At 59.0% G+C, this 15,589-nt stretch carries 19 protein-coding genes; 8 read left to right on the forward strand and 11 right to left on the reverse strand.

Going from position 1 to position 15,589, the window contains the following annotated elements; all coding sequences use genetic code 11:
- Window positions 1-76: 76 nt before the first annotated feature.
- The 4 genes from thrS to EYD00_RS06805 all read right to left on the reverse strand — a co-directional run bounded on the left by thrS (window position 77) and on the right by EYD00_RS06805 (window position 3,536).
- Window positions 77-2,080, reverse strand: a complete 2,004-nt coding sequence (thrS, locus tag EYD00_RS06790; RefSeq protein ID WP_004442234.1) for a threonine--tRNA ligase — start codon at window positions 2,078-2,080, stop codon at window positions 77-79.
- 125 nt (window positions 2,081-2,205) lie between these two features.
- Window positions 2,206-2,730: a DUF1697 domain-containing protein gene (locus tag EYD00_RS06795; RefSeq protein WP_004442236.1), complete on the reverse strand. Its 525-nt coding sequence runs from the start codon at window positions 2,728-2,730 to the stop codon at window positions 2,206-2,208.
- The gene (yidD, locus tag EYD00_RS06800; RefSeq protein WP_004442241.1) at window positions 2,727-3,086 is read right to left on the reverse strand and encodes a membrane protein insertion efficiency factor YidD; all 360 of its coding nucleotides are present in this window, start codon (window positions 3,084-3,086) and stop codon (window positions 2,727-2,729) included. The genes EYD00_RS06795 and yidD overlap by 4 nt, the downstream gene beginning before the upstream one ends.
- Window positions 3,087-3,089: 3 nt before the next feature.
- Complete coding sequence (locus EYD00_RS06805; RefSeq protein ID WP_034499140.1) at window positions 3,090-3,536, reverse strand: iron-sulfur cluster assembly scaffold protein; 447 nt, start codon at window positions 3,534-3,536, stop codon at window positions 3,090-3,092.
- Window positions 3,537-3,817: 281 nt separating this feature from the next.
- On the opposite strand from EYD00_RS06805, the gene folE reads away from it, so the two are divergent.
- From folE to EYD00_RS06820, 3 genes are all read left to right on the forward strand, one after another.
- Window positions 3,818-4,444: a GTP cyclohydrolase I FolE gene (gene folE / locus EYD00_RS06810; RefSeq protein ID WP_003495569.1), complete on the forward strand. Its 627-nt coding sequence runs from the start codon at window positions 3,818-3,820 to the stop codon at window positions 4,442-4,444.
- A 127-nt stretch (window positions 4,445-4,571) separates the two neighbouring features.
- A complete protein-coding gene (gene hisI / locus EYD00_RS06815; RefSeq protein WP_004442257.1) occupies window positions 4,572-5,024 on the forward strand; it encodes a phosphoribosyl-AMP cyclohydrolase in 453 nt (150 codons plus the stop codon).
- A 94-nt stretch (window positions 5,025-5,118) separates the two neighbouring features.
- Window positions 5,119-6,051 carry a patatin-like phospholipase family protein gene (locus EYD00_RS06820; protein WP_004442259.1) on the forward strand — a complete coding sequence of 311 codons (933 nt, stop codon included), beginning with the start codon at window positions 5,119-5,121 and terminating at the stop codon, window positions 6,049-6,051.
- A gap of 144 nt (window positions 6,052-6,195) precedes the next feature.
- On the opposite strand, the gene EYD00_RS06825 is transcribed toward EYD00_RS06820, so the two are convergent.
- Both EYD00_RS06825 and EYD00_RS06830 read right to left on the reverse strand, forming a co-directional pair.
- A complete protein-coding gene (locus EYD00_RS06825) occupies window positions 6,196-6,630 on the reverse strand; it encodes a CBS domain-containing protein (RefSeq protein WP_004442263.1) in 435 nt (144 codons plus the stop codon).
- A 154-nt stretch (window positions 6,631-6,784) separates the two neighbouring features.
- On the reverse strand, window positions 6,785-7,522 hold the full coding sequence (locus EYD00_RS06830; protein WP_004442265.1) for a rhomboid family intramembrane serine protease: 738 nt from the start codon (window positions 7,520-7,522) through the stop codon (window positions 6,785-6,787).
- 353 nt (window positions 7,523-7,875) lie between these two features.
- Between EYD00_RS06830 and EYD00_RS06835 the strand changes: the two genes are divergently transcribed.
- Complete coding sequence (locus EYD00_RS06835; RefSeq protein ID WP_004442267.1) at window positions 7,876-8,430, forward strand: PAS domain-containing protein; 555 nt, start codon at window positions 7,876-7,878, stop codon at window positions 8,428-8,430.
- A 172-nt stretch (window positions 8,431-8,602) separates the two neighbouring features.
- Window positions 8,603-9,220, forward strand: coding sequence for a PilZ domain-containing protein (locus EYD00_RS06840; protein WP_004442270.1), 618 nt, complete (start codon window positions 8,603-8,605; stop codon window positions 9,218-9,220).
- Window positions 9,221-9,416: 196 nt separating this feature from the next.
- On the opposite strand, the gene EYD00_RS06845 is transcribed toward EYD00_RS06840, so the two are convergent.
- The gene (locus tag EYD00_RS06845; RefSeq protein WP_113394563.1) at window positions 9,417-9,677 is read right to left on the reverse strand and encodes a hypothetical protein; all 261 of its coding nucleotides are present in this window, start codon (window positions 9,675-9,677) and stop codon (window positions 9,417-9,419) included.
- A gap of 245 nt (window positions 9,678-9,922) precedes the next feature.
- On the opposite strand from EYD00_RS06845, the gene EYD00_RS06850 reads away from it, so the two are divergent.
- Entirely contained in the window at window positions 9,923-10,528 is a 606-nt protein-coding gene (locus EYD00_RS06850) for a transglutaminase-like cysteine peptidase (protein ID WP_004442271.1), read from the forward strand.
- Window positions 10,529-10,600: 72 nt separating this feature from the next.
- On the opposite strand, the gene EYD00_RS06855 is transcribed toward EYD00_RS06850, so the two are convergent.
- Entirely contained in the window at window positions 10,601-11,035 is a 435-nt protein-coding gene (locus EYD00_RS06855) for a DUF1489 family protein (RefSeq protein ID WP_004442274.1), read from the reverse strand.
- A gap of 65 nt (window positions 11,036-11,100) precedes the next feature.
- Window positions 11,101-12,504 carry an L-serine ammonia-lyase gene (locus tag EYD00_RS06860; RefSeq protein WP_004442275.1) on the reverse strand — a complete coding sequence of 468 codons (1,404 nt, stop codon included), beginning with the start codon at window positions 12,502-12,504 and terminating at the stop codon, window positions 11,101-11,103.
- A 650-nt stretch (window positions 12,505-13,154) separates the two neighbouring features.
- Here EYD00_RS06860 and EYD00_RS06870 point away from each other — a divergent pair.
- A complete protein-coding gene (locus tag EYD00_RS06870; RefSeq protein WP_004442278.1) occupies window positions 13,155-13,502 on the forward strand; it encodes a hypothetical protein in 348 nt (115 codons plus the stop codon).
- Between the two features lie 9 nt (window positions 13,503-13,511).
- On the opposite strand, the gene EYD00_RS06875 is transcribed toward EYD00_RS06870, so the two are convergent.
- Together EYD00_RS06875 and EYD00_RS06880 are read right to left on the reverse strand one after the other, a co-directional pair.
- A complete protein-coding gene (locus EYD00_RS06875) occupies window positions 13,512-14,276 on the reverse strand; it encodes a phosphodiester glycosidase family protein (RefSeq protein ID WP_004442280.1) in 765 nt (254 codons plus the stop codon).
- Window positions 14,277-14,385: 109 nt separating this feature from the next.
- A complete protein-coding gene (locus tag EYD00_RS06880; RefSeq protein ID WP_004442283.1) occupies window positions 14,386-14,547 on the reverse strand; it encodes an entericidin domain-containing protein in 162 nt (53 codons plus the stop codon).
- A gap of 188 nt (window positions 14,548-14,735) precedes the next feature.
- Between EYD00_RS06880 and EYD00_RS06885 the strand changes: the two genes are divergently transcribed.
- Window positions 14,736-15,512 (forward strand): formyl transferase, encoded by a 777-nt coding sequence (locus tag EYD00_RS06885; RefSeq protein WP_034498985.1) that lies wholly within the window; start codon window positions 14,736-14,738, stop codon window positions 15,510-15,512.
- Window positions 15,513-15,589 lie beyond the last annotated feature (77 nt).

Here is a 15,589-nt window from a genome sequence, read left to right on the forward strand (position 1 = left end):
ATGCGTCGCCTTTGGCAGTGAAATTACCCGCACATCCCCACAAACAAAACGGCCCCCGAAGGGGCCGTAACTGTTATTAGGCAACCTGCTTCTTCGCCGCAAGCTTGCGCTTCACATCCGGCGGCGTCGCTTCGTCCACGAGGCTGGTGATTGCCTCCTCAAGCGACATCGATGTCTGGTTCTGCGAGCCGAGACGGCGGATGTTGACGGTGCGCTCTTCCGCTTCCTTGCGGCCGCAGACGATGATGACAGGAACCTTGGTCACCGAGTGCTCGCGGATCTTGTAGTTGATCTTTTCGTTGCGGAAGTCGGTCTCGACCGCCATGCCCGCTTCGCGCAGCGCTTCCGCAACCTCACGACCATAATCATCCGCATCAGAGGTGATCGTCGCGACCACGACCTGGAGCGGTGCGAACCACAGCGGCATGTGACCGGCGAAGTTCTCGATCAGGATACCCAGGAAGCGCTCCATCGAGCCGCATATGGCGCGATGGATCATCACCGGCTGCGTCTTTTCCGAGTTCTGGTCGATATAGAAGGCGCCGAAACGCTCAGGCAGGTTGAAGTCCACCTGCGTCGTGCCGCACTGCCATTCGCGGCCGATGGCGTCCTTCAGGGTATATTCGAACTTCGGTCCGTAGAAGGCACCCTCACCCGGCAGGATGCCGGTCTTGATGCGTCCTTCCGACTGTTCCTCAATGGTCTTCAGAACCTCCATCATCACGCTTTCGGCGCGATCCCACAGATCGTCGGAACCAACGCGCTTTTCCGGGCGCGTGGAGAGCTTGACGACAATTTCGCTGAAGCCGAAATCTTCGTAGACGGAAAGGATCAGATCGTTGATCCGCAGGCATTCCGCCGCCATCTGCTCTTCCGTGCAGAAGACGTGCGCATCATCCTGCGTGAAGCCACGAACACGCATCAGGCCGTGCAAAGCGCCGGACGCTTCATAACGGTGCACATTGCCGAATTCAGCAAGACGAACCGGCATTTCGCGGTAAGACTTCAAGCCATGCTTGAAAATCTGCACGTGACCGGGGCAGTTCATCGGCTTGAGCGCAAAGACGCGCTGATCGGCTTCCTCGTCATCGGGATGGGTAAAGGCATGGGCGGATTTCACCGCGAACATGTTTTCCTGATACCAGCCCCAGTGACCGGAGGTTTCCCACAGCGACTTGTCGAGCACCTGCGGCGCGTTGACTTCCTGATAGGTGTTGGCGAGCCGCCGGCGCATATAGGCCGTCAGCGTCTGGAACATGCGCCAGCCCTTGCCGTGCCAGAACACGACGCCCGGACCTTCTTCCTGGAAATGGAACAGGTCCATTTCGCGGCCGAGACGGCGGTGGTCGCGTTTTTCGGCTTCGGCCAGAACGTGAAGGTAATTATCGAGCTCCTCCTGCGTCGCCCAGGCGGTGCCATAGATGCGTGACAGCATTGCATTGTTGCTGTCGCCGCGCCAATAGGCGCCGGCCACCTTCATCAGCTTGAAGGCAGTGCCGATCTGGCCGGTGGAAGCCATATGCGGGCCACGGCAAAGATCGAACCAGTCGCCCTGATAATAGATCTTCAGGTCCTGACCTTCCGGAATCGCATCGACCAGCTCGACCTTGTAATTCTCGCCCTTGGCGGCGAAGACTTCCTTGGCCTTTTCACGCGACCAGACTTCACGGGTAAACGGCTTGTTGCGCTGAATGATCTCCTTCATGCGCTTTTCGATCTTCGGCAGATCTTCCGGCGTGAAGGGCTCGTTCTTGGCGAAGTCGTAATAAAAGCCGTTCTCGATAACAGGGCCGATCGTCACCTGCGTGCCGGGCCACAGTTCCTGCACGGCCTCGGCCATGACGTGGGCGGCATCGTGGCGGATGAGCTCAAGTGCACGCTTGTCTTCACGCGTGACGATCTCGATCTTGCCATCGGTGATGGTGTCGGACAAATCGCGCAGGGTGCCATCAAGCGTTATGGCGACGGCTTTCTTGGCGAGCGATTTGGAGATGGATTCGGCAACCTCGCGGCCGGTCGTGCCGGGGGCGTAGCTGCGGACGGAACCATCGGGAAATGTAAGGGAAACGGCTTCAGACATCGTCTAGTGCTCCTGTCCAGTCCCGCCAACGAATGCGGGTGGTGTTGGAATAATGATTTGCCCGCGACAGGCGGGCACGCAGGCTGATAAAGGCTTTTGCCATTGCAGTCAAAGGTGAAGGCCGCTCAGCGAAGCATTTCCGCGAGACCATTGACCGTGTTCGCGTTGCGCGTCGTGCCGATACCGAGCCTTCTTGTGGTCAGCGCAGACAGCAGCCTGCTCTCGCTCGGTTTGCCCTTGAAATCGATCCACAAGTCACCGCCGATTACGGCGATCGTCTCCTGTCGGCGGTACTTATCGAGAAATCCAAGGATACCTTCGCCAAGCGGTTCACGCATCACCCGCACGCAGACATCCGGCGGATTGCCCTTGGCGAAGGGATTGTCCGCCGCCAGCTTCAGCCAGTCGCCGCCGGAACGAACGAGAATATCGACATGTTTGCCGAAGCGATCTTCGAAGGCGCGCTCCAGCCTGTCCTCTATCTCGCGGACAGGTGCCGCTTCAGCGCGAAAAACAAGATTTCCGGTCGCGACAAGCGTCCTGCAGTCGGTAAATCCCAGCTCTTCCGCCAAGGCCCTGAGATCGGCCATGACAAGCCGCTTGCCCGCGCCGAGAACGATGCTGTGCAGCAGGGCCACATAGTCATTCATCGATGTCGGCTCCAGTAGCGCCACGGCATCCACCAGCGCCTGCTTCCATCAAGTACTTCCGGCACCGGATCCAGACCGCTTGTGCCGCCCGGTCCGCAGCGCGCCACACGAAACAGCGTCATCCAGCCGCCGGCCCAAAGCCCGTGGCGGGCAATCGCCTCGTAGCCATATTCCGAACAGGTGGGGATATGGCGGCAGGAGTTTCCGATGAAGCCGGAAAGCGTCAATTGATAAAGCCTGATAAAGCCGACACCGAAAAGCCGTCCTGGCGTCCTGGCAAAGCTGCCCGTCCAGTTACGTGATCGCCCGGATTTCACCTCGGTCTGCTGGTGCCGGCAGCCCGGTTCGCCGCACATTGCCTAACCCGCGGCGTCGAGAGCCTGCCGGCCTTCGATCTGGTCGAGCGCATCGACCACGGCTTCGAAGGTCAGCATGGTGGAGGCGTGGCGGGCCCTGAAATCCCTGACCGGTGACAGAACGCGCATATCCTCGAAACGGCCCGTCGGGCCATCGCCGCCCTGTTTCAACATGGCAAGCATGTCTTCCCGCGCCTGCCGGACTTCGCCGCTGGAGGCCCCGACGATGTGGTGCGCCATGATGGAGGCGGAGGCCTGGCCGAGCGCACAGGCACGCACCTCGTGCGAAAACGACGTTACGATACCGTCTTCGACTTTCAGATAGACCTTCAGCTTCGAACCGCACAGCCGGGAGTGTTTCTCGGCGCTGGCGTCAGCATCCTCAAGAACGCCGATGAGCGGGATATTTCCGGCAAAGTCCAGAATGCGATTATTGTAGATATCGTCCATCATTGGTGCCCGGCGCGCTCAAGAATGCCCAAAACAGGACAGGTCAAATTTTTCTAACACAGCGTTTGTCGCAGTGAAGCTTTCCTGCCCTTCATTCTCATTATATGCTAACGAGCTTTCTGGACATCAAGCCGTGATCAAATTAACGGCTCCGATACCGAAAAAACAGCATCGGCCTTGCCAAAATGCTATAAAACAACCAGATAGCAGCAACTGCGAACATGGGTTCGCGATGTAAAACGAATTCAGGTGCGGCCTTTACCCGCATCGGGAGAGACGGAATGGATGCGATCGTGAAGAATTTCCCCGGCGCTGGCGCAAAACCCGACGTGGCCGAAGCTCGCCCGAGCCAAGCCGAAGCGGAAGAAGCAGTGCGCGTTCTCTTGCGCTGGGCTGGAGAAAATCCCGCCCGCGAAGGACTTCTGGATACGCCGAAGCGCGTCGCCAAAGCCTATCGCGAGCTTTTTGCCGGTTACGAGCTGAATGTTCAGGACGTGCTCGGCACGACCTTCGAGGAAGTCGGCGGTTATGACGATGTGGTGCTGGTGCGCGACATTCCGTTCTTCTCCCATTGCGAACACCATATGGTGCCGATCGTCGGCAAGGCGCATGTCGCCTATCTTCCGGCCGGTCGCGTGCTTGGCCTGTCGAAGATCGCCCGCGTTGTCGAGATCTTCGGCCGCCGCCTGCAGACGCAGGAAAACATGACCGCGCAGATCGCAAGATCGATTGAGGAAACCCTGAAACCGCGCGGCGTGGCCGTCATGATCGATGCCGAACATATGTGCATGTCTATGCGCGGCGTCAACAAGCAGGGGTCGACCACCCTCACCACCTCCTTTACCGGCACGTTCAAGAACGACCCGGCCGAACAGGTGCGCTTCATGACCATGGTGCGGAACCGTTAAGCACCGGCCCGAAAGCCGTAATGCGGCTTTCGGAAAATCCGATGCGCAAGAAAATTCAGAGTGGCGGGCACTCGTCCGTTTCATCCGCCCCTCTCATCGTTCCGCCAGATGATTTTCCGAGGTTGCCATGTCCATTCCCTTTCCGTCCGCGCCCGCGGACAAGGAAGCGCTTGAAAACGCAGGTCTCTTTTCGCCGAAATTCGACGCCCACGGCCTCGTCACAGCCGTAGTCACCGATGCGCGCGACGGCGAACTGCTGATGGTCGCCCATATGAATGCACAGGCCCTGTCGCTGACGCTTGAGACCGGCATCGCCCACTATTACAGCCGTTCGCGCGACAAGATCTGGAAGAAGGGCGAAACGTCGGGCAACCTGCAGACCGTGAAGGAATTCCGCACCGATTGCGATCAGGACGCCGTGTGGCTGAAGGTCTCGGTCGCCGGCCACGATGCCACCTGCCACACCGGCCGCCGCTCCTGCTTCTACCGCACGGTCGAACTGGCTGATGGCCAGGCGGTGACGAAAATCACCGACGATAGGCGCCATTTCGATCCGGCGACGACCTATTCAGGCACATAAACCGCCGCCTTCCATCGGCCGCACCAATTTGCTACCAATATAGCGGGTTCCGGGGCCAAGGGCGGAACCCGAAGAACTGGCAGGGAGTGCGGTCATGTTGGGATGGGGAAATCGTCAGAACCACCTTGCGGCGGGTAATACCGACGTCATCGGCAATGAACCGCCCGTTACACAGATCGTCGATAAACACCGGATAGCGCTCGCGCTTGGCGGTGGCGCAGCCCGGGGCTGGGCCCATATCGGTGTCCTGCGGGCCCTCGATGAAGCGGGCGTCAAGATCGGCATGATCGCCGGCACCTCAATCGGCGCGCTGGTTGGCGGATGTTATCTCGCCGGCAAGCTCGATGAGCTTGAGGAATTCGCCCGCTCGCTGACGATGCGCCGCATTGCCGGCCTGCTGGATCTCACGATCGGCGGCGGCGGGCTCTTCGGCGGAATGCGGCTCACAAAACGCATGCAGGAGCATCTGGAAGGGCTGCGCGTCGAAAGCCTCGATCATCCCTTCATCGCCGTCGCGACGGAGTTGCGCACGGGTCATGAAGTCTGGATTCATCAGGGTGATCTCGTGACCGCCTTGCGTTCATCCTATGCGCTGCCCGGCATCTTCGAACCCGTGCAATGCAACGGCCGCACCCTCATCGATGGCGCCCTCGTCAATCCCGTGCCGGTTTCGGTCTGCCGGGCCTATGAGCAGGCGCTGGTCGTGGCTGTAAACCTCAATTACGATCTCTTCGGCCGCTCCGCCGTCGTCAAGCACGCCGCTGCACCGCCCGGCGGCGCACCGCACGACAGCGCGCCGCGCCCCGGCCTGCCGGGCGTCATGGTGCAGGCCTTCAACATCATCCAGGACAGGATATCGCGCTCGCGTCTTGCAGGTGATCCGCCCGATCTGATGCTTCATCCCCGCATCAACGATATCGGACTGTCGGAATTCCATCGCGCCAGTGAAGCCATCGACCGGGGATATCAGGAAACGCGCGCACGCATTCCGGAACTGGAGCGCATGCAGCAGGCGTTCCGGCGGTGAGGCGAGAAGCTCCCTCATTCCTGTGCCTGTCACGGGAATCCAGCTGATGCGCGTCTGCGTGGCGGTAGGAACTCCCATCAGCCCAAGGACTTGGGCTGACTAGATTCCTGTGACGAGCACAGGAATGAGGGAGAGGACACTAATTCACCCGGCAATATAAGCCTTGATATGCTCCGCTTCGGCCTCGATTTCGCCGATCCGCGCCTTCACCACGTCGCCGATGGAGATGATGCCGGCAAGACGGCCATTCTCTTCGACCGGCACATGCCTGAAGCGCCCGCCCGTCATGATTTCCATCAGCTCATCGGTGGTGGAATCGTGGTGACAGCGGATGACATTTTTGGTCATGGCCACTGAAACGGATTGCTGGAGAGAAGCGGCACCCTGGCCCGCCACGGCCTTTACGAGATCGCGTTCCGTGAAGATGCCGAGAACGACACCATCGCCATCGGTCACGACGACGGAACCGATCTTATGTGCGTGCAGCGTGGTCGCCGCCTCACCGATGCTGACCTCAGGATTGACAGTCACGACGTCCCGGCCCTTGCGGTCGAGAAGATCCTTTACGAATGTTGGCATGCCTTCCTCCTCTTTGCAGCGATCCGCAGTGCCGCAGTCTCCCCCGGCGGTTGCAAATCATGAGGTATGGTGCGCTGAGGCCCGCGTGAATGCAATCCCGGATGGGACGCCCGAAAGCAAATTTGCGCCACGCCCGACAAGGAGCGTGATCGGCCTAGCGTAACGGGCGATCGAAAAGGCCGAAAAACAGGAAGCCGAGCAGAAACCCGAAAACATGGGCATCCCAGGCGATCTGACCGCCGACATCGCCGAACAGCGGCACGCCGACCGCAATCAGCACATTGCCGAACAGCCACATCAGCGTGAAGATCAGCACCGTACGGTTGGAGAGCGCCGCAAGAATGCTCTGCCGCGGCATCAGATGGCCGAAAGACGCGCTATATCCGCCCCGCGCCGGAAAGGCGAACCGGCAGGCCGCTCCCATCAGCGCCGAAACGACACCGGACGCTCCGATCAGCACCGTCACGTCCCCCCAGTTCAGAACCGCGTGACCAAAGGCCGAAACGGCGGCGGAAATGCACCATAACAGCACGAAACGCACTGTTCCGATCCGGCGCAGAACCGGCGCGCCGAAGGCCATCAGCCACAATCCGTTAAAGAGGATATGCTCGATACCGCCATGCAGGAAAGAATAGGTCACCGGCGTCCACAGCCATTCCAGCCCCTGCTGGGAAAACGGCACCGCATAACGCAGCGGAATGAAGCCGAAGGTGAAGATGAACCAGCCATTGCCTTCCTCCGACAGAAGATAGGCGGGAACGACATAAGCAACGATTAGCGCGACCAGGATGCCCACCAGCAGCGATGGCAGATTGAAGACGGGATTGTTCGCATCGTCTTTCGGCTCCGGCGTTTCCGAAACCGGCGGCTGTTCGCCGTCCTCGTAGGACATGGTTCATCCCTGTCTTGGTCGAATTTTGCGTTTCCCGAGCAATATAGGAAGCCTGAAAGAAAAAAAAGCCGTCCCGCCTTCGAAGCGCGCGACGCCGGAACCGTAACCGGAAAAGGCGCCAGGCCAAAAACGGTCCGGCTTGCAGGCCCACCGTAAAAGAACGGGCGGGGCCATTAAATCGTGCTGAAGGAGCTTTCCCCGACAGGGCCGCACCGATGCCACGACAAATGCCGTCAGGCAATATCAACCCTTTGTTAACCTTAACAAATCCAGTTGGCACGAAAATCGCTACACCTCCAGATACAGACGTTCGGATGGACATGATGTCCCAAAAACGAACATGGAGAGATGCTATGAAGAGCATGGCCGGACTGGAGATATACGCCTATTGGGATGAATTGCGCGGCAAGAGCGCCGCTCCACGCCGCGAGGACATTGAACCCTCGAAGCTCAAGACTCATCTCGGCGACCTTTTCATCCTGACAGACAAAGGAGAGGAAACACCCTTCTTCCGTCTTGCCGGCACCCGTCTTTGCGACCTGTTCGGCCGCGAATTGCGGGACCGCCCGTTTTCAGAACTCTGGCCGGCGGCCGGCGCGTCCTTTCCCTGTCGCGTGGCGCTCGGCATCCTGCAACATCAATTGCCCGTGGTCTTCGACATCGATGCTGACGACGGCTACGGCGATGAACCCCTGGCGTTCGAAATGCTGCTGCTGCCACTGCGCACGGAAGCAGGTGTCGCCCCGCGGCTCCTCGGCGCGCTGCTTCCACAGCAGCCACGGCACCACACATTGATGGTGCCGATACACTGTCTGTCGATGAAAAGCAGCCGGCTGCTGCGTATGGACATCACCCCGGCCGGATATTCGGCCAATGCCGCAGCCGCATTACGAACGGGTAGATGCTGAGGCGTCCAGGATCGACGAAGCGATGCTGAAAGCCCATGGCCGCACGGAGCGCGGGGCAACGAAACGTAACGATTTGGTCGATTAGAAAAATTGTAGAGATTAGGCAATACAGTCTGTTAACTCGCACAGGGTAGAAACGGACGATCATCATTCATTACAATTTGCGCTGCCCATGTTTTCGTCCCGTTCGGTCAACACCGCCCAAATTCTGCGCCCGGTTGAGGAAGTTCGCCTTGACGACGCCGTGCGTGTGTCCTTCAACGGCCGCCTCATGTTGCCCGATCACGAAGAATATGATTGCACCGCCACCGAGATGACCGCCGAGAGAGCGCAATTCACCTGCCCGGGTATCGCCCGCAATGGCGATCGCGTCATCGCCTATCTCCAGCATATCGGCCGGATCGAAGGCACGGTGACGTCGCTGACGGCATCCGGTTTCCTCATCGCCATCAATGCGCCCGAGCGCAAACGCGAAAAGCTCGCCGCCCAGCTCGCATGGATCGCCAAGCGTCAGTTACTGGGCCTGCCGGAAGACCGTCGCCACGACCGCCTGACGCCGCGCAATGCCAGGGCGCAGCTGGTTCTCGAAGACGGCATGCTCGTCGCCTGCCGCCTGATCGACCTGTCGCTCTCGGGCGCAGCAATCGAGATCGAACACCGGCCGCCGCTCGGAAGCCGCGTCCAGCTTGGCAAAAACATGAGTGGCAAGATCGTGCGTCACTTCATGGAAGGCGTCGCCGTTGAATTCGATCGTGTCCAGTCACCCGACGCATTGATCGAGTTTCTTTAAAAAGGCCCCGCACGGCCCGACGCCATTCCCCGCAAAGCGTGAAGTCAGGCAGCGTACAAGGCTGCAGTCAGTCCATCGCACCGTGATGGGCAGTCGGGACCGGGCGGCTTTTTCAACGCACCTTTACCGCAGCATCGCCTCCTCGTCCCTGCCCGAAAATCCGGTCGGCGTGTGTTCGCGACGCGGATATCCCCTTTCAAAAACAAGTCCGCGGACGCAGTTTTCCGCTTTCGACCTGTCGCCCAAACAACGTCCCGACAGGAACGCTCCCCTTGATAATTTGCGGCACGACCGGGGCACCGACATAGCCTGCAACACGCCGTCCGAACTTTTTTCGAGAAAAAAGCAGTTTTTTTGAAGTTTTTTTCGGCGCTTTTTCGACGCGCGCCAGCAAGGAACACCTATCCCAAAACGGGAAATCCCCTACATCGCCCGCTTCCGCTACGGCGATGAACATGGGTATGAAAACACCTGCGAACGAAAAATCGCTGTCGATACAGCGGCATAAATGGCTACCAAAAGCCTAAAGCCGGAATGCGTAAAATTCTAATAAAATTTGCTTCAAACACGTGTAAAAAACACTTCAAATACAGTTCAAAACATCGGCTAATTTGCTGAAATTTAAGCTCAAATTGCGCCACGCAAATTTCCGCCGGGTCAAAAAATACCTGCGAATGTCTCCTCAACACGGGGAGACAAGCAATGAACAACAACCGTATCGTTTTCATCCTGATCGCGTTCATCGTCGGCGCCTTCGCACAGCAGGCCAGCGCATCGCCGGCAGCGGTCATGCGCGTCATCGGCAAGGCCAATCCACCGATCGGCCACTATGAATTCTGCCAGACCTATCAGAGCGAGTGCCAGCCGACTTCGCTGGACAATGGCCCGATGAAGCTGACGGAAGAGCGCTGGAAGACGATGCTTGACGTCAACTACACCGTCAACACCACGATCACGCCGATGACCGACATGGAAATCTACGGCGTCGAAGAACGCTGGGCCTATCCTACCACCGTCGGCGATTGCGAAGATTTCGTATTGTTGAAGCGCAAGATGCTGATGAACAAGGGTTTCTCCGCCTCCAACCTGCTGATCACCGTCGTTCTGCAGCCGAATGGCGAAGGCCATGCCGTTCTGACCGTTCGCACCGACCGTGGCGACTTCGTTCTCGACAATATGCGCAACAAGGTCATGAACTGGTCGGAAACCGAATATACCTATCTGAAGCGTCAGGACACCGCCAACCCGGGTCGCTGGGTGAAAATTCAGGATGGCCGCGCCACCAATGCAGTCGGCGGCATCAACTGACCAACCCGTCTCCCCAAATAAAAAAGCCGGCCACCAAAAGGGGCCGGCTTTTTCATTTTCGTCCATCATGCGTCAGAGCAGACCAAGTTCGGCCAGTTCGCGCCTGAGATCGGAAGGCATGTCCTCGCCGCCTCCTCCACCCCCGAGATCGCGCGGCGCCTCGTCATCCTTCAGGTAGCGCCAGCCCTGAAACGGCCGCTTCGGCGCAGGTGAGGTCTCGATCACCTCGGGTCCGAGAACGAGATCGCAGCGCGAAATACCGTCGTCTCCCTTGAAAGAACGGATATCGAGCAGCTTCTGTCGAGCCTGCACCTGCCCCTTGATGACCCAGTAGAGTGAGCCGCCTTCAAGCAGTTCCTCTACCCGTTTGGGGATCATGCGGGTGGTGTGGACGCTGTGCGGCTCCAGGCCCGCAGCCATGGCGGTGAGCGATCGCTGCGCGACCCAATCCCTCAGGTCCTGGAGTGAATCCGCGCCGACGCAAAGTTTGATGAGATGTAGAGGCATGTCTCTATCAATGCCTTTTTGCGGCGGGCGTCAAGCATGCCGGACATGCCGGGCGCCCAGCCCGCTCAACACTCCACAACGTTGACGGCAAGGCCGCCGGTTGAGGTTTCCTTGTATTTCTCGCTCATGTCGTTGCCGGTCTGGCGCATGGTTTCGATACAGGCATCCAGCGGCACGAAGTGCTGACCGTCGCCTTTCAGCGCCAGCGACGCCGCCGTGACCGCCTTGACCGCGCCTAGTGCGTTGCGTTCGATGCAGGGCACCTGCACCAATCCGGCGATCGGGTCGCAGGTCATGCCGAGATGATGTTCGAGCGCGATTTCCGCCGCATTCTCGATCTGCTCGGGCGATCCGCCCATCACCGCCGCAAGACCTGCAGCCGCCATGGCCGCAGCCGATCCCACTTCCCCCTGACAGCCCACCTCCGCGCCGGAAATCGACGCGTTATGCTTGATGATGCCGCCAATCGCTGCCGCCGTGAGGAGAAAGTCCCGCACGTCGTCGACGGTGGCATCCTCATGGAAATGCCGGAAATACCGCACTGTCGCCGGCACCACGCCCGCAGCGCCATTGGTGGGCGCGGTGACGACACGGCCGCCGGCCGCGTTTTCTTCGTTCACGGCCATGGCATAGACGCTCAACCAGTCATTCGCCATGACGGGATTCAACCGGTTGCTACGCCATTCCGCATTCAGTTTTTCATAGATCGAACGGGCGCGGCGACGCACCTTGAGGCCGCCGGGCATGATGCCGTCCACCTTCAGCCCGCGCTCGATACATCCGTTCATCGCGTCCCAGATCTGGTCCAGCCGTTCATTCAGCTCTTCGCGCGAAACAACCGTCTCCTCGTTCGCCCGTTTCATCTGGGCGATGGTGCGGCCGGACCGCGCGGCCATTTCCAGCATTTCCTTCGCCGTGGCGAAAGGATAGGGCACGCGCGGGCCGTTATCGATGGTCTTGCCGCGCTGCTTGATCGCCTCCAGTTCCGTGTCGGTGACGACAAAGCCACCGCCGACGGAATAATAGATGCGCTTGACCAGCAGCCTGCCCTGGTTATCGAAAGCGGAGAAGGTCATGCCGTTCGCATGGCCTGGCAGCGGGTTCTTCTTGTCGAAGACGAGATCTTCGGCCGTCCTGAACTCGTAGGTCGGATGGCCGGGCGGCGTAACCGTACCGGCCTTCTCCACCGCCTCTATGATGGCGTCCATCGCGTCGGGATCGACAAGGTCCGGCCGCTCGCCGGTCAGGCCGAGAATGACTGCCCGGCCGGTGCCATGACCAATGCCGGTGAAGGCGAGAGACCCGTGCAGGCTGACCTTCATGCGCGCGACGGCGGCACCGGCGGGGCGCGGCCACTCGTCGCTGAGGATCAGCGCCAGAAAGCGGTTGGCCGCCGTCATCGGTCCCATCGTATGCGAACTGGAAGGACCGATACCGATCTTGAAGACGTCAAAGACCGAAAGAAACATTGAGTTTTTCCTGCGTAATGGATTCCGTCACATCATATCCAAAGCTGGAACTTATCGCCACAAAAGAGCGGCACCGGCTTTTGCAGCTGCGACATGGGCCTCCCGGAAACGAAAACAGCACGGTTTCCAGAGGAAAACCGCGCCGTTTCAAAACCCGTCAATCAGGAGAGATGCTTATGGGCTGCCAAAAATGTACGTCAATGCGAGAAAAGCGGCAAAGCCTGCGAGTGCGCGCAACGTGACGCCCCAGCAGGATTTCTGAGCGGTTTCTTCCATGATTACTCCAGCTATTCACTCTCCGGGGGATCTTCAAGACCCGGCCCGTGGAGGAAGCATTTATTAAAATCCGGCGCGGAAGGCAAATGCAAAAAGCGGCTAAATGAAGGCGTTTTCGACGGGCTGCCATTCGCGCTTTGCATAGGTATGTTAAAAAACAAAGCGTTAGCGCGACGCTGAAAACAGTGCCATTTCTGTCCTCGCCGCAATTTAGGCTAAAGTGTAACCGTTTTTTAAAGCTTTCATACAAACACCTGTTGAAAACGGCGGACGCGGGCACGTTGCTGTCGCAATTCTTCCGCTGAAAGCCATCTTGAATGGCTGCGACCGCTGCTTTATCGACCATGGTCAAACAGCAACGATGCGAGTCCCACATGCAGACATCCTCTTTCCCCGACCGTGAAACTGTTGCTTCGAAACTGACCTCGCTTGCGAGTGAGGATAAGGCATGGGTGTCGTTGCTGATGGAGAACGCGCTGCAGGACGAGAACCTGCTGGCAGGCCTTAACCTTTATCTCGACCAGCAGGCCGGCGCTCGTTTTCTTAATAGCCTGAAGCTTGAAGCCACCGGTGAATGGCTGGGTGGCCACGCCCCTGCCCGCCTGCAAATCCGCCTCGCGGAAATTGCGAAGGCAAGCCAGCATCCTGCTTATCTCGCCTTCCGTAAGGGGCTGACGGCTTCCGCCGGCCTTGAAAAAGCCTATCCCAAGGCGCCGATCTGATCGGCTCGACTAATCCGGCACCCTGTCGACCACGGCGATGATCGGCCCCATGGGGAACAATGAATCTCGCCTCTTCATCGCGGGAATATCGACGCTGGAAATGGTGCCGTCGAGATAGAGCGCATTCGGTGAATCCAGCACATCCCTGAACAGGGTGGCGAAATCGTAAAAGCGCACGGTATTGTCCGAAATGGCAAAATGTACCATGCCATCGCGAGAGACTCCGACGCCGTTGCGGCGCTTCAAGCTGTCGCTGTCGGGCAGAAAACGCGGATGCACTCCGCCGTCGATAACAAGCATCGGCCCGGACTGGGTGGCAAAATCGGGCTTCGGGTCGGCCGTCAGATAGGCTTCGGTCGCCAGCACGCCCGCCCTGTGATCCTTCAGGTAAAACACGCCATTCGGAAGAAGATGGAAATTGCCCCAGCCACCGCGGGTGCTGAGTGGCGAACGTTCCACGCCGTTTTCGATAAACAGCCCGACGGGGGAATAATCGGAATGATACATGCCGCCATTCATGGCGAAGACACTGAACATGTGCTGACGCCAGAGCGCGGAGGATAGATCGGCGAAAGAACGATATCCCTGTCCTGAGACATGGTCGCGGTCGTAAATCCGGATGGTGCTTTTCGCCGGATCGAAACTGCAGACGGTATAGCGGCCGCCCGCATGATCCACGATTCTGCAGAAATCCACCTGCCCGCCCGCTTCGGCCGCAAATGGAAGCAGCAACGGCAACAGCAGCTTCGCCAGTCTTTTCATCGATCTGTTCATGCCCACCCCGTGATTCTCTTCAGGGGAACATTCGCAGGGAAATTCGGTCAAAGAAAAGGCGTCACCCTGGCTTCAGGGAGACGCCGGACTTTCAGAAGGGGAGATGTCGTCAGCGACGGGCGGCGCGGTCGACGCTACGGCCGGCATCCTGGGTCGCATCCACGGCGTTCGCCGTATCCCGGCCCATGCCGCGAATGGTGTTGCCGCAAGAACTGAGCGTCACGACGGTCAGCAGAGCCACGAAAACGGTCGAAAGAATGCGTGTGATCATTTGAAACTACTCCCCTATGACTTGCCGTCCGAGGCAAGCGCCGATGTGATATGCGTCACAATAACGTGAGTCCCAAAATTCGGTTCCAGCGGCGTTTCAAAAAATCCTGTCGATGAAAATTAACATGGTTTTGAGCTTCGCGAGGGAAACTGCGCGTGGATCGTGGCTTGAGAAATCCAGTGGGTGACATGACTGACATCAATAATCGGCTTCTGGTGATGACGGCGGGCGGCGTGAACCCTAACGTCATGATCAATGCGCTGGCAGCGCGATTTCCCGACATCCATGTGTTCATGGAACAGCCCGAAAGCAAATCGGCCATCCTCAAGCGCCGGGCAAGACGCCTCGGCTGGATTGTCGCAGTGGGCCAGCTGGCGACGATGGTCGCATCGCGGCTCGGCAAACGCTTCACGGTACGAAGAAGCAAAGAGATCATTGCGGAGCATGGTCTCCTGCCTGATCTGGGCGGCACCATTCCAGTCACGCATTTCGCCTCGCTGAACGATGAAGAATGTCGCAAGGCCGCCAATCTCCTGAAACCGGCTGTCATCTTCACCATTTCCTGCCGTCTGCTGACGCCGGCGACGCTCAGGGACCTGCACTGCCCCATCATCAATTTTCACGCCGGCATCAACCCGGCCTATCGCGGCCAGATGGGTGGATACTGGGCGCTGGTGGAAAAGGACCGGGGCAATTTCGGCGCAACCGTGCATCTCGTTGACAAGGGTGTGGATACCGGCGCCACACTTTACGAAAAACGGCTGAAACCCTCACCGTCCGACACCATCGCCACCTATCCCCTTCTCTTGACAGCAGCCTCGGTCGATATCGCCATCAATGCCATCGAAGACGCCTTGTCCGGCAGCCTTGCGCCGCAGCCGCCCTCGCCCGGAAAGTCGGTGCTCCGCTTTCCACCAACAATCTGGACATGGCTCTGGAACGGTCTGACGAAACGGGTCTGGTAGCGCCGCCGGCACCGCGCTCGGCTCAAGCTTCGTCGCAGATGCAGGGCTGTCTTGCCGCAACAGGCACAGACTTGGCC

The sequence above is a fragment of the Agrobacterium sp. 33MFTa1.1 genome, assembly GCF_004328495.1.
GTDB lineage: Bacteria > Pseudomonadota > Alphaproteobacteria > Rhizobiales > Rhizobiaceae > Agrobacterium > Agrobacterium pusense.

Excerpts from the sequence above, each read along its gene's own strand:
- EYD00_RS06860 (WP_004442275.1), bottom strand. The coding sequence starts at position 12,504 with ATGTTTCTTTCGGTCTTTGACGTCTTCAAGATCGGTATCGGTCCTTCC.
- EYD00_RS06805 (WP_034499140.1), bottom strand. The coding sequence starts at position 3,536 with ATGGACGATATCTACAATAATCGCATTCTGGACTTTGCCGGAAATATC.
- EYD00_RS06820 (WP_004442259.1), top strand. The coding sequence starts at position 5,119 with ATGTTGGGATGGGGAAATCGTCAGAACCACCTTGCGGCGGGTAATACC.
- yidD (WP_004442241.1), bottom strand. The coding sequence starts at position 3,086 with ATGTGCGGCGAACCGGGCTGCCGGCACCAGCAGACCGAGGTGAAATCC.
- EYD00_RS06880 (WP_004442283.1), bottom strand. The coding sequence starts at position 14,547 with ATGATCACACGCATTCTTTCGACCGTTTTCGTGGCTCTGCTGACCGTC.
- EYD00_RS06845 (WP_113394563.1), bottom strand. The coding sequence starts at position 9,677 with ATGTTCATCGCCGTAGCGGAAGCGGGCGATGTAGGGGATTTCCCGTTT.
- EYD00_RS06855 (WP_004442274.1), bottom strand. The coding sequence starts at position 11,035 with ATGCCTCTACATCTCATCAAACTTTGCGTCGGCGCGGATTCACTCCAG.
- EYD00_RS06840 (WP_004442270.1), top strand. The coding sequence starts at position 8,603 with ATGTTTTCGTCCCGTTCGGTCAACACCGCCCAAATTCTGCGCCCGGTT.
- EYD00_RS06870 (WP_004442278.1), top strand. The coding sequence starts at position 13,155 with ATGCAGACATCCTCTTTCCCCGACCGTGAAACTGTTGCTTCGAAACTG.
- hisI (WP_004442257.1), top strand. The coding sequence starts at position 4,572 with ATGTCCATTCCCTTTCCGTCCGCGCCCGCGGACAAGGAAGCGCTTGAA.
- EYD00_RS06795 (WP_004442236.1), bottom strand. The coding sequence starts at position 2,730 with ATGAATGACTATGTGGCCCTGCTGCACAGCATCGTTCTCGGCGCGGGC.
- EYD00_RS06850 (WP_004442271.1), top strand. The coding sequence starts at position 9,923 with ATGAACAACAACCGTATCGTTTTCATCCTGATCGCGTTCATCGTCGGC.
- EYD00_RS06835 (WP_004442267.1), top strand. The coding sequence starts at position 7,876 with ATGAAGAGCATGGCCGGACTGGAGATATACGCCTATTGGGATGAATTG.
- EYD00_RS06830 (WP_004442265.1), bottom strand. The coding sequence starts at position 7,522 with ATGTCCTACGAGGACGGCGAACAGCCGCCGGTTTCGGAAACGCCGGAG.
- folE (WP_003495569.1), top strand. The coding sequence starts at position 3,818 with ATGGATGCGATCGTGAAGAATTTCCCCGGCGCTGGCGCAAAACCCGAC.
- EYD00_RS06825 (WP_004442263.1), bottom strand. The coding sequence starts at position 6,630 with ATGCCAACATTCGTAAAGGATCTTCTCGACCGCAAGGGCCGGGACGTC.
- thrS (WP_004442234.1), bottom strand. The coding sequence starts at position 2,080 with ATGTCTGAAGCCGTTTCCCTTACATTTCCCGATGGTTCCGTCCGCAGC.
- EYD00_RS06875 (WP_004442280.1), bottom strand. The coding sequence starts at position 14,276 with ATGAACAGATCGATGAAAAGACTGGCGAAGCTGCTGTTGCCGTTGCTG.
- EYD00_RS06885 (WP_034498985.1), top strand. The coding sequence starts at position 14,736 with ATGACTGACATCAATAATCGGCTTCTGGTGATGACGGCGGGCGGCGTG.